This window comes from Pseudomonas sp. NPDC077186, assembly GCF_044543505.1.
Lineage (GTDB): Bacteria > Pseudomonadota > Gammaproteobacteria > Pseudomonadales > Pseudomonadaceae > Aquipseudomonas.
The window spans coordinates 100,562-111,693 of sequence record NZ_JBITWE010000008.1; the positions used below are offsets into that span (position 1 = coordinate 100,562).

Genomic DNA, 11,132 nt, shown 5'->3' on the forward strand with positions numbered 1-11,132 from the left:
GCGTTGAGCTTCGCTGTGCTCAGCGCCAACCTACCGACGCAGACCACCAAGTGGGGTCCACCGTAATACGCGGTGGGGGCACGTAGGTTGGGTTGAGGTGCGCAGCACCGAAGCCCAACGCGTCATGTCGCGAGATGCCGTGCTGCAACACGGCGTTGGGCTTCGCTGCGCTCAGCGCCAACCTACCGATACACGCCGCCAGTGGAGTCCACCTTGATGCGCGGTGGCTGGGATTACAGGGGGAAGATCATGCGCTGGATGCTGTTGCTGCTATGCCTGGCCATCGGCCTGGCTCACGCCGAGTTGAACTACCAGCTGCAACCCCGGCAGATCGCCGACGGCGTCTGGCTGGTGGAGGGCAGCACCGACAACTTTGCGCCGGACAATGGCGGCAATATCCTCAACGTCGGCTTTATCGAAACCGTGGACGGTGTGGTGGTGATCGATACCGGCCCGTCGCGCCGCTACGGCGAGGCGCTGCGCCAGAGCATCGAGAAGGCCATCGGCAAACCGGTGGTGCGCGTGCTGCTGACCCACCATCACCCCGATCATGCGCTGGGCAACCAGGCCTTCGCCGATGTGCCCATCGCCGCGCTAGCGGGCACCAGCAAGCTGCTGGCCGAGCAGGGCGACGCCATGGCGGAGAACATGTACCGCCTGGTGGGCGACTGGATGCGCGGCACCGAGGTGGTGCTGCCTAGCGAAGAGCTGCACGAAGGCACGCTGGAAATCGGCGGCCGGCGCCTGCAACTGCTGGCGCTGCGCGGCCATACCGGCGCCGACCTGGCGATTCTCGACGAGCGCACGGGCGTGCTGTTCGCCGGTGATCTGCTGTTCTACCAGCGCGCGCTGACCACGCCGAACAGCCCCGGGCTGGATGTGTGGCTGGCCGACCTGGACCGGCTAGAAGCGCTGCCGTGGCAGCACATCGTACCCGGCCATGGCCCGCTGACCATGGACGCGGCGCCCTTCATGCAGATGCGCGATTACCTGGGTTGGCTCGACGGGCTGCTGTGCGACGGGGCGGAGCAGGGCGCGGAGATGAACGAACTGATCCGCGCCCCCATCCCCGAGCGCTTTGCCCAGGTCAACCTGTCGCGCTATGAGCTGATCCGTAGCGTCAGCCATCTATACCCGCGCTATGAGCGCAACGCCATGGGGCGGGTGGATCGTCAGGATTAGAGACTTGCGGTGTCATCGGTGCGCACGGCGCACCCTACGCGAACGTGGCCACAGCCTCGTAGGGTGTGCCGCGCGCACCAGCTTGTGCTGGAAGTACCCTGTGGGAGGGGCTTTAGCCGCGACTGGCGGATGAAGACATCGCCGCTGCAGCGCCTCCCACTAGAGCTCCTCGTCGTCGCGAATCAGCACGTAATGGCGACCCTGCTCGGTTTCTTCGTGGTCGTAGACGTAATACATCACCACTTCGCCCAGGCTGGCCTGCACGGCCAGGTAGTCGCCGCTCTCGGCCATGAAGAATGCCTTGGTGGCCGGCTTGGCCAGGCACTCGATATGGGCGGTGACGAAGTGCGCAGGATCTTCCTCGCCGAAGTAGTCCTCGCGCTGGCGCGCATCCCAGTCGACGGGCGGCTCGAAGGCGCCGGTGAGGATCACCTTGGCGTCGCCCAGATCCAGCTCCTCGCCGTCCGGGTCCTGCTCGTCGGGGCGATAGACAGTGCAGTCCAGTGCATCGGGATGGTTGAGGATTTCCTGGCGAGGGTGGGGCACGGGCGTCTCCGATCAATAGGTGCGGGGCGGCCCAGTGTCGGGCAAAGCCGGGGCTGCCGCAATCGCCATGATCGCAGGCTGTGGGGCAGGTATTGCTACCAAGGAAGGAGGAAAATCGGCTGGGGGTGCAATTGTTGGGTGACGGGTGTGGGCGAAGAATTTGCGCCAGACCGGGAAAATTTCCCGGCAATAACAATGAACCCGCAGAGGTAGCCGCAATGAAACACGCCGGTCTTCGCCAGCCCTTCCTCCTCACCGCACTCTGTGCCGCCATGCTGATGCCGTCCGCCGCCGCGCTGGCGGTCACCGACGCCGAAATCCTCAAGGACGCCAGCAGCACCGACGAGATCGTCACCAACGGCCTCGGTCTGCAGGGTCAGCGCTACAGCCCGCTGAGCATCCTCAACGAGCAGAACGTCAAGGAGCTGCGCCCGGTATGGACCATGTCCTTCGGCGGCGAGAAGCAGCGCGGCCAGCAGGCGCAGCCGCTGATCAAGGACGGCGTGATGTACGTCACCGCCTCCTACTCGCGTGTATTCGCCGTCGATGCGCGCACCGGGCGCGAGCTGTGGCAGTACGAAGCACGTCTGCCTGACGACATCCGCCCTTGCTGCGACGTGATCAACCGTGGTGTCGCCCTGTACGACGACCTGGTGATCTTCGGCACCCTCGACGCCAAGCTGGTGGCGCTGAACAAGGACACTGGCAAGGTGGTGTGGCGCAAGAACGTCGCCGACCACAAGGCGGGCTATTCGATCACCGCGGCGCCGCTGGTGGTCAACGGCAAGCTGATCACCGGCGTGTCCGGCGGCGAATTCGGTGTGGTCGGCAAGATCGAGGCCTACGATCCGAAGAACGGCGAGCTGCTGTGGAGCCGCCCGACCGTCGAAGGTCACATGGGCTACGTCTACAAGGACGGCAAGGCCATCGAGAATGGCATCAGCGGCGGCGAGGCCGGCAAGACCTGGCCGGGCGACCTGTGGAAGACCGGCGGCGCCGCGCCCTGGCTGGGCGGCTACTACGATGCCGACACCAACCTGCTGTTCTTCGGTACCGGCAACCCGGCGCCGTGGAATTCGCACCTGCGTCCCGGCGACAACCTCTACTCGTCCTCGCGCCTGGCGCTGAACCCGGACGACGGCAGCATCAAGTGGCACTTCCAGACCACACCGCACGACGGCTGGGACTTCGACGGCGTCAACGAGCTGATCTCCTTCGACTATCAGGAAGGCGGCAAGACCGTGAAGGCGGCGGCCACCGCCGACCGTAACGGCTTCTTCTACGTGCTCGACCGCACCAACGGCAAGTTCATCCGTGGCTTCCCCTTCGTCGACAAGATCACCTGGGCCAAGGGCCTGGACAAGAATGGCCGGCCGATCTACGACGACAGCAACCGCCCGGGCTCGCCGAGCGCGGCGGAGAAGGGCAAGAGCGTGTTCTCCGCACCGGCCTTCCTCGGCGCGAAGAACTGGATGCCCATGGCCTACAGCCAGGACACCGGCCTGTTCTACGTACCGTCCAACGAGTGGGGCATGGACATCTGGAACGAGGACATCGCCTACAAGAAGGGCGCGGCCTACCTGGGTGCCGGCTTCACCATCAAGCCGCTCAACGAGGACTACATCGGCGTGCTGCGCGCCATCGATCCGAAGACCGGCAAGGAAGTCTGGCGCCACAAGAACTATGCGCCGTTGTGGGGCGGGGTGCTGACCACCAAGGGCAACCTGGTGTTCACCGGCAACCCGGAAGGCTACCTGCAGGCCTTCAATGCCAAGACCGGCGAGAAGGTCTGGGAATTCCAGACCGGCTCCGGCGTGATCGGCTCGCCGGTGACCTGGGAAATGGACGGCGAGCAGTACGTCTCGGTGCTGTCCGGCTGGGGCGGTGCCGTGCCGCTGTGGGGCGGCGAGGTGGCCAAGCGTGTCAAGCACCTGAACCAGGGCGGCATGTTGTGGACCTTCAAGCTGCCGAAGGAGCTGGTCGCCAAGCGCTGATCGGTTAGTACGCCAGACGATGGCCGGACTTGTCCGGCCATCGTCGTTTCCGGCGCCTGAAGCTGCGTCGGGAGAATTTCCGCCGGGCGCAGCGCAAGACCAGGCAGGCGGGTCTAGCCTTTAGCGTCCATAGCCTCTTATCTCGCTGCCGAAGGCCCGTGCCAGACCGCTCGCCGCTCTACTACCAAATGACGAGACGATCGGTGCCATGGGCGCATACCGAGGTTTCCGGGGGCTTCCTAAGATCGAACCATGACTCGCTTCCCCGATTGGCAGCGGGCTCCGACAACAAGAGAGGTCAGCATCATGATTTACGCGAAACCGGGTACCCCAGGCGCCGTCGTCAGCCTCAAGCCGCGCTACGGCAACTACATCGGCGGCGAATTCGTCGCCCCGCTCAGTGGCCAGTATTTCAGCAACACCAGCCCGGTCGACGCCTCGGTGATCGCCGAATTTCCCCGTTCCAATGCCGCCGACATCGACAGGGCGCTGGACGCTGCGCATGCCGCCGCCGACGCCTGGGGCCGCACCAGCGTGCAGGAGCGCTCGCACATCCTGCTGAAGATTGCCGACCGCATCGAAGCCAACCTCGAGCTGCTGGCCGTGGCCGAGACCTGGGACAACGGCAAGGCCGTGCGCGAGACCCTCAACGCCGACGTGCCGCTGGCCGCCGATCATTTCCGTTACTTCGCCGGCTGCATCCGCGCCCAGGAAGGCAGCACCGCCGAGATCAACGACGGCACCGTGGCCTATCACTTCCACGAGCCGCTGGGCGTGGTCGGGCAGATCATCCCGTGGAACTTCCCGCTGCTGATGGCCGCCTGGAAACTGGCTCCGGCCCTGGCCGCCGGTAACTGTGTGGTGCTCAAGCCGGCCGAGCAGACCCCGCTGTCGATCACCCTGCTGATGGAAATCATCGGCGACCTGCTGCCGCCGGGCGTGCTCAATATCGTCCAGGGCTTCGGCCGCGAGGCCGGCGAGGCGCTGGCCACCAGCAAGCGCATCGCCAAGATCGCCTTCACCGGTTCTACCCCGGTGGGCTCGCACATCCTCAAATGCGCCGCCGAGAACATCATCCCGAGCACCGTCGAGCTGGGCGGCAAGTCGCCGAACATCTTCTTCGAAGACATCATGAAGGCCGAGCCGGCCTTTATCGAGAAGGCCGCCGAAGGCCTGGTGCTGGGCTTCTTCAACCAGGGCGAAGTGTGCACCTGCCCGTCGCGGGCGCTGGTGCAGGAGTCGATCTATGACGCCTTCATGGCCGAGGTGATGAAGAAGGTCAAACAGATCAAGCGCGGCAACCCGCTGGACACCGAGACCATGGTCGGCGCCCAGGCCTCGCAGCAGCAGTTCGACAAGATCCTCAGCTACCTGGAGATCGCCCAGCAGGAAGGCGCCCAGCTGCTCACCGGCGGTGCGGCGGAGCAACTCGAAGGCGACCTGGCCAGCGGTTACTACATCCAGCCGACCCTGCTCAAGGGCACCAATGAAATGCGCGTGTTCCAGGAGGAGATCTTCGGCCCGGTGATCGGCGTGACCACCTTCAAGGACGAGGCCGAGGCGCTGGCGATCGCCAACGACACCGAATTCGGCCTCGGCGCCGGCGTGTGGAGCCGCGACATGAACGTCGCCTACCGCATGGGCCGGGCGATCAAGGCCGGTCGCGTGTGGACCAACTGCTACCACCTGTACCCGGCGCATGCTGCCTTCGGCGGCTACAAGAAGTCCGGCGTCGGCCGCGAAACCCACAAGATGATGCTCGACCACTACCAGCAGACCAAGAACCTGCTGGTCAGCTATGACATCAATCCGCTGGGCTTCTTCTGATCCAACTGCGGCGCGCTCGCTCCGGCGCGCCGCCCTTTGCACGGCGAGCAACCCTACCCGGGTGGATCTGCGGGCAGCCATCAGCCTGAACGGCAGCAGACCCTTATCGCGACGCGGCTTCGGCCGCGTTTTTTATTGCCGATGCGTAGCTATCCCTAGGGCGTTCGCGGGGGGCGCCTGGGCTGTGCGCACCAATTTGCGCGGTCTTGCGCTGCGCACGGCGCACCCTACGGCTTGCACTCACCTACCAATGCCAGCCGAATCTCCTCCCAAAGTACCATTTGGCCGCCCGGTCCCCGGGGGCTTAATGGAGTTGCCGGAATGCCCCGGCGCAATAACAAGAGGACCGCACCATGTGGACTAAACCCGCCTACACCGACCTGCGCATTGGCTTCGAAGTGACCATGTACTTCGCCAACCGCTGATCGACCTTGGCCCCGGTCCGTCCGGGGCATCCCCGCTGGTGACTTCCATGCATATCCAGATTCTCGGTTCCGCCGCTGGCGGCGGTTTTCCCCAGTGGAACTGCAACTGCCGCAACTGCCGTGGCGTGCGCGCCGGTACCCTGCGCGCGCAGCCGCGCACGCAATCGTCCATCGCCATTTCCGATGACGGTGAGCAGTGGATCCTGTGCAATGCCTCGCCGGATATCCGTGCGCAGATCGAAGCCTTTCCGGCGCTGCAACCAGCGCGCAAGCTGCGCGACACGGCGATTGCCGGCATCGTCCTGCTCGATAGCCAGATCGATCACTGCACCGGCCTGCTGACCCTGCGCGAAGGCTGTCCGCACCAGGTCTGGTGTACCGAGATGGTGCATCAGGACCTGACCACCGGCTTTCCGCTGTTCAACATGCTCGGCCACTGGAATGGCGGCCTGCAGCACCAATTGATCGAGCTGGATGCAAAACCCTTCGGCATTCCGGCCTGTCCGGCGCTGAGCATCACCGCCATCGCCCTGCGCAGCAGCGCGCCGCCGTATTCGCCGCATCGCGGCAATCCGCATCCGGGCGACAACATCGGCCTGTTCATCGAGGACAGCCGTAGCGGCCGCAGCCTGTTCTACGCCCCCGGCCTCGGCCAGGTGGACGAGCACCTGCTGAGCTGGATGCGCCGTGCCGATTGCCTGCTGGTAGATGGCACCCTGTGGCGCGACGACGAGATGCGCGTGTGCGAGGTCGGCGAGAAGCTCGGCAGTGAGATGGGCCACCTTTGCCAGAGCGGCCCGGGCGGCATGATCGAGGTGCTCGACGGCCTGCCTTCGGCACGCAAGGTCCTTATCCATATCAACAACACCAACCCGATTCTCGACCTGGATTCGCCCGAGCGCACCGAACTTGACGCGCACGGCATCGAGGTCGCGTTCGATGGCATGAGCATCGTTTTGTAAGCTGTGCGCACCGGGGAGTTCTGATGAGCCAAGCTGCCATGACACCTGCCGAATTCGAGCAGGCGCTGCGCGCCAAGGGCGCGCTGTACCACATCCATCATCCGTTTCACCGCGCCATGTACGAAGGGCGCGCCACCCGCGAGCAGATCCAGGGCTGGGTAGCCAATCGTTTCTACTATCAGGTCAATATTCCGCTCAAGGATGCGGCGATCCTCGCCAACTGTCCGGATCGCGAAACCCGGCGCGAGTGGATTCAGCGCATCCTCGATCACGACGGTGGGCCCGGTGAGGAGGGCGGTATCGAGGCCTGGCTGCGCCTGGCCGAGTCGGTCGGCCTCGACCGCGAGCAGGTGCTGTCGCAGGAGCTGGTGCTGCCCGGCGTGCGCTTCGCCGTCGATGCCTACGTCAACTTCGCTCGCCGCGCCAGTTGGCAGGAGGCGGCCAGCAGCTCGCTGACCGAACTGTTCGCCCCGACCATTCACCAGTCGCGCCTGGACGCCTGGCCGCAGCACTACCCCTGGATCGATGCCGCCGGCTACGACTACTTCCGCAACCGCCTGAGCCAGGCGCGGCGCGACGTCGAGCATGGCCTGCGCATCACCCTCGAGCACTACCGCACGGCCGAGGCCCAGCAGCGCATGCTGAACATCCTGCAGTTCAAGCTGGACGTGCTGTGGAGCATGCTCGACGCCATGAGCATGGCCTACGAGCTGCAGCGCCCGCCGTACCACTCGGTGACCGCCGAGCGCGCCTGGCACCGGGGGATCGCCTTATGAACTTCGGGCAAGCGGTGCGCATGGCGCACCCTACGGCCGAGTCTTTTGTAGGGTGCGCCGCGCGCACCATCACGGAGCCGCAACCATGACCTCGACCATCCTGCCCAACGTGCCCGCCATCCGCCGCGGCTTTCGCCTGCAGTTCGAGCCGGCCCAGGGCTGCCACGTGCTGCTCTATCCGGAGGGGATGATCAAGCTGAACGACAGCGCCGGCGAGATTCTCCAGCAGGTCGACGGCAAGCGCTCGGTGGCCGAGATCATCGGCAACCTGCACCAGCGCTTCCCCGACGTGCCGGGCATCGACGAAGACATCCTCGCCTTTATGGAGGTGGCCCATGCTCAGTTCTGGATCGAGCTTCGCTAAAGCCGGCCATGAAGCCGGGCCGCCGCTTTGGCTGCTGGCCGAACTGACCTACCGCTGCCCGTTGCAGTGCCCGTACTGCTCCAACCCGCTGGATTTCGCCCAGCAGGGCGCCGAGCTCAGCACCGCCGAATGGATCGAGGTATTCCGCCAGGCCCGTGAGTTGGGCGCCGCGCAGCTGGGCTTTTCCGGCGGCGAGCCGCTGGTGCGCCAGGACCTGGCCGAGCTGATCGCGGCGGCCCGCGGCCTGGGCTACTACACCAACCTGATCACCTCCGGCATCGGCCTAACCGAAGCGCGCATCGCCGAGTTCGCCGATGCCGGCCTGGACCATATCCAGATCAGCTTTCAGGCCGCCGACGAGGAGGTGAACAACCTGTTGGCCGGCTCGAAGAAGGCCTTCGCCCAGAAGCTGGCCATGGCCCGTGCGGTCAAGGCGCACGGCTATCCCATGGTGCTGAACTTCGTCACCCACCGGCACAACATCGACAGTATCGAGCGCATCATCGAGCTGTGCCTGGAGCTGGAGGCGGATTTCGTCGAGCTCGCCACCTGCCAGTTCTACGGCTGGGCCGAGCTCAACCGCGCCGGCCTGCTGCCGACCCGCGCCCAGCTGGAGCGCGCCGAGCGCATCACCAACCAGTGGCGCGACAAGCTGGCGGCCGAGAATCACCCGTGCAAGCTGATCTTCGTCACCCCGGACTACTACGAGGAGCGCCCCAAGGCCTGCATGAACGGCTGGGGCAATCTGTTCCTCGACATCACCCCGGACGGCACCGCGCTACCCTGCCACAGCGCGCGGCAGCTGCCGGTGCAATTTCCCAATGTGCGCGAACACAGTCTGGATTACATTTGGCGCGAATCCTTCGGCTTCAATCGCTTTCGCGGCGACGACTGGATGGCCGAACCCTGCCGCAGCTGCGACGAGAAGCACAAGGACTTCGGCGGCTGCCGCTGCCAGGCCTTTATGCTCACCGGCGATGCCAGCAACGCCGACCCGGTGTGCAGCAAGTCGGCCCATCACGGCGTGATCCTCGCCGCCCGCCAACAGGCGGAGGAGGCGCCGCTGGGGCTGGAGACCCTGCAGTACCGCAACGAGAAGGCCTCGCGAATCATATGCAAGATCTAGGGTGCGCCAGGCGCATCGATCCCGACGATATCTGGAGCGCCGAGCAGGCCGCAGCCGCCAGCGCCGACTTCGCCGAGCTGCACGCCGCCCACGGCGGTGTGCTGTGGGTGGCGTTCGATCCGCTGCAGGCCCGTTGCGGGTTGTTCTTCTGCCGCGACGGCGTTGTGCGTGAGCTGACCCCGCCCGGATTTTCCGTACGCAGCCGCGTCTACGAATACGGCGGAGGCGCCTGCTGTGCCACGGAGCAGGGCGTGGCCTTCGTCAACGAGAGCGACCAGCAGATCTATCATCTGCCGGTGGGTCGTTCCGTAGGAGCGGCTTCAGCCGCGAACCGCTTCGCGGCTGAAGCCGCTCCTACGGGGTATAAGCCACAGGCGCTCACGGCTCGTGCCAATTGCCGCTATGGCGACCTGTTATTTGTCCCTGCCTGGCAGGCGTTGCTGGCGGTGGAGGAAAGCCATGAGGGCAACGCGGTGCTGCATCGCCTGGTGCGCATCGGCATCGATGGCCAGCGCGAGGTGCTGGTCGAGGGCGCCGATTTTTACGCGGCGCCTGTGGCCGACTCCGAGGGCCAACGTCTGGCCTGGATCGAGTGGGATCGCCCGCACCAACCCTGGGTCGCCACGCGCCTGTGCCAGCGCGAGTCGGGCCAGCCCAGCCGGGTGCTGGCCGGGCAGGCGGGTGATCGATCACTGCAGCAGCCGCGTTTCGATGAACAGGGCAGGCTCTGGGTGCTGAGCGACCAGGCAGGTTGGTGGCAGCCCGAGTGTGTCGATGACGACGCGAAGCTGGAGTTCGCACCCTACGATCACGCACCGGCGCCCTGGCAGCTGGGCGGTCGAACCTATCTACCGTTGGACGATGAGTTCCTGCTGACTCGTTTCGAGCAGGGTGTCGGTGTGCTGGTAGGGTGCGCCGTGCGCACCAATTCTTTGAATGCCGATACCGCTGGTGCGCACAGCGCACCCTACGAAGGGCGACTGGCTGGAGATTTCACCCGCTTCCGCTCGCTGGCCGCCGATGCCGAGCATTTCTACTGCATTGCCGCCGCACCAGATCGTCTGCCGGCGGTGCTGGCGATCGGCAGGGCCGACGGCGCGATACGGATGCTGGCTGGCGGCGAACAGCCCTTGCCCGAGCAGCAGCTTTCCCGCCCCGAGCCAATGAGCTGCGAGGTAGGGCAGGGCGAGCGCTGCCATGGTTTGTTCTATGCGCCCGTTGCCGTCGAAGTACGCCCGCCGCTGCTGATCTTCCTCCATGGCGGCCCCACCTCGGCCTGCTATCCGGTATTCGACCCGCGCATCGCCTTCTGGACGCTGCGCGGCTACGCCGTGCTCGATCTCAACTATCGCGGCAGCAGCGGCTACGGTCGCACCTATCGCCTGCGCCTGGCCGGCCAGTGGGGCGAGCTGGAGGTGCAGGACATTCGCGCCGCTATCGACACGCTGGCCAGCGAGGGCCGTATCGATCCGCAGCGTGTATTCGTCCGCGGGGGCAGCGCCGGCGGCTTCAGTGCGCTGCGCGCCCTGGCCGAGCTGCCCGGGCTGCGCGGCGGCGCCAGCCTCTACGGCGTCAGCGACCCGCTGGCGCTGCGCCGGGTTACCCACAAGTTCGAGGCGGATTATCTGGACTGGCTGATCGGTGATCCCGAACGGGATGCCGAACGCTATCGGGCGCGCACACCGCTGCTGCAGGCCGAGCGCATCGCTGCGCCGCTGATCTTCTTTCAGGGCGGGCTGGATGCGGTGGTGGTGCCGAGCCAGACCGAGGCCATGGTCGATGCGCTGCGCCGGCGGGGATTGCCGGTCGAATATCAGCTGTTCGCCGAAGAACGCCACGGTTTTCGCCAGGCCGCCAATCTGGCCGCGGCGCTGCGCGCCGAGCATGCCTTCTACCAGGCCCTGCGCTAGGCGCAGGTCGCATTGCATTG

10 protein-coding genes are annotated in these 11,132 nt (G+C 65.7%); 9 read left to right on the plus strand and 1 reads right to left on the minus strand.

Features of this window, described 5'->3' with window-relative positions:
* Positions 1–249 precede the first annotated feature (249 nt).
* Positions 250–1,182 (plus strand): quinoprotein relay system zinc metallohydrolase 1, encoded by a 933-nt coding sequence (locus tag ACIGKL_RS23380; protein WP_397488754.1) that lies wholly within the window; start codon positions 250–252, stop codon positions 1,180–1,182.
* Between the two features lie 159 nt (positions 1,183–1,341).
* On the opposite strand, the gene ACIGKL_RS23385 is transcribed toward ACIGKL_RS23380, so the two are convergent.
* Positions 1,342–1,728, minus strand: a complete 387-nt coding sequence (locus ACIGKL_RS23385) for a hypothetical protein (RefSeq protein WP_397488755.1) — start codon at positions 1,726–1,728, stop codon at positions 1,342–1,344.
* Between the two features lie 218 nt (positions 1,729–1,946).
* Here ACIGKL_RS23385 and ACIGKL_RS23390 point away from each other — a divergent pair, with 218 nt between their 5' ends.
* The 8 genes from ACIGKL_RS23390 (at position 1,947) to ACIGKL_RS23425 (ending at position 11,112) form a co-directional block, all read left to right on the plus strand.
* Entirely contained in the window at positions 1,947–3,722 is a 1,776-nt protein-coding gene (locus tag ACIGKL_RS23390; RefSeq protein WP_397488756.1) for a methanol/ethanol family PQQ-dependent dehydrogenase, read from the plus strand.
* A 306-nt stretch (positions 3,723–4,028) separates the two neighbouring features.
* Positions 4,029–5,549 carry an aldehyde dehydrogenase family protein gene (locus ACIGKL_RS23395; RefSeq protein ID WP_397488757.1) on the plus strand — a complete coding sequence of 507 codons (1,521 nt, stop codon included), beginning with the start codon at positions 4,029–4,031 and terminating at the stop codon, positions 5,547–5,549.
* Positions 5,550–5,902: 353 nt separating this feature from the next.
* Positions 5,903–5,974 (plus strand): pyrroloquinoline quinone precursor peptide PqqA, encoded by a 72-nt coding sequence (pqqA, locus tag ACIGKL_RS23400; protein ID WP_003243383.1) that lies wholly within the window; start codon positions 5,903–5,905, stop codon positions 5,972–5,974.
* A 47-nt stretch (positions 5,975–6,021) separates the two neighbouring features.
* Positions 6,022–6,936, plus strand: a complete 915-nt coding sequence (gene pqqB / locus ACIGKL_RS23405) for a pyrroloquinoline quinone biosynthesis protein PqqB (RefSeq protein ID WP_397488758.1) — start codon at positions 6,022–6,024, stop codon at positions 6,934–6,936.
* 23 nt (positions 6,937–6,959) lie between these two features.
* Positions 6,960–7,712, plus strand: a complete 753-nt coding sequence (gene pqqC, locus ACIGKL_RS23410) for a pyrroloquinoline-quinone synthase PqqC (protein WP_397488759.1) — start codon at positions 6,960–6,962, stop codon at positions 7,710–7,712.
* Between the two features lie 85 nt (positions 7,713–7,797).
* Positions 7,798–8,076, plus strand: a complete 279-nt coding sequence (pqqD, locus tag ACIGKL_RS23415) for a pyrroloquinoline quinone biosynthesis peptide chaperone PqqD (protein ID WP_397488760.1) — start codon at positions 7,798–7,800, stop codon at positions 8,074–8,076.
* The gene (pqqE, locus tag ACIGKL_RS23420) at positions 8,048–9,202 is read left to right on the plus strand and encodes a pyrroloquinoline quinone biosynthesis protein PqqE (RefSeq protein WP_397488761.1); all 1,155 of its coding nucleotides are present in this window, start codon (positions 8,048–8,050) and stop codon (positions 9,200–9,202) included. Before pqqD ends, pqqE begins: the two co-directional genes overlap by 29 nt.
* Positions 9,190–11,112 carry an alpha/beta hydrolase family protein gene (locus ACIGKL_RS23425; RefSeq protein ID WP_397488762.1) on the plus strand — a complete coding sequence of 641 codons (1,923 nt, stop codon included), beginning with the start codon at positions 9,190–9,192 and terminating at the stop codon, positions 11,110–11,112. Before pqqE ends, ACIGKL_RS23425 begins: the two co-directional genes overlap by 13 nt.
* Positions 11,113–11,132 lie beyond the last annotated feature (20 nt).

Excerpts from the sequence above, each read along its gene's own strand:
- ACIGKL_RS23390 (WP_397488756.1), top strand. The coding sequence starts at position 1,947 with ATGAAACACGCCGGTCTTCGCCAGCCCTTCCTCCTCACCGCACTCTGT.
- pqqD (WP_397488760.1), top strand. The coding sequence starts at position 7,798 with ATGACCTCGACCATCCTGCCCAACGTGCCCGCCATCCGCCGCGGCTTT.
- ACIGKL_RS23425 (WP_397488762.1), top strand. The coding sequence starts at position 9,190 with ATGCAAGATCTAGGGTGCGCCAGGCGCATCGATCCCGACGATATCTGG.
- pqqC (WP_397488759.1), top strand. The coding sequence starts at position 6,960 with ATGAGCCAAGCTGCCATGACACCTGCCGAATTCGAGCAGGCGCTGCGC.
- pqqB (WP_397488758.1), top strand. The coding sequence starts at position 6,022 with ATGCATATCCAGATTCTCGGTTCCGCCGCTGGCGGCGGTTTTCCCCAG.
- pqqE (WP_397488761.1), top strand. The coding sequence starts at position 8,048 with ATGCTCAGTTCTGGATCGAGCTTCGCTAAAGCCGGCCATGAAGCCGGG.
- ACIGKL_RS23395 (WP_397488757.1), top strand. The coding sequence starts at position 4,029 with ATGATTTACGCGAAACCGGGTACCCCAGGCGCCGTCGTCAGCCTCAAG.
- ACIGKL_RS23380 (WP_397488754.1), top strand. The coding sequence starts at position 250 with ATGCGCTGGATGCTGTTGCTGCTATGCCTGGCCATCGGCCTGGCTCAC.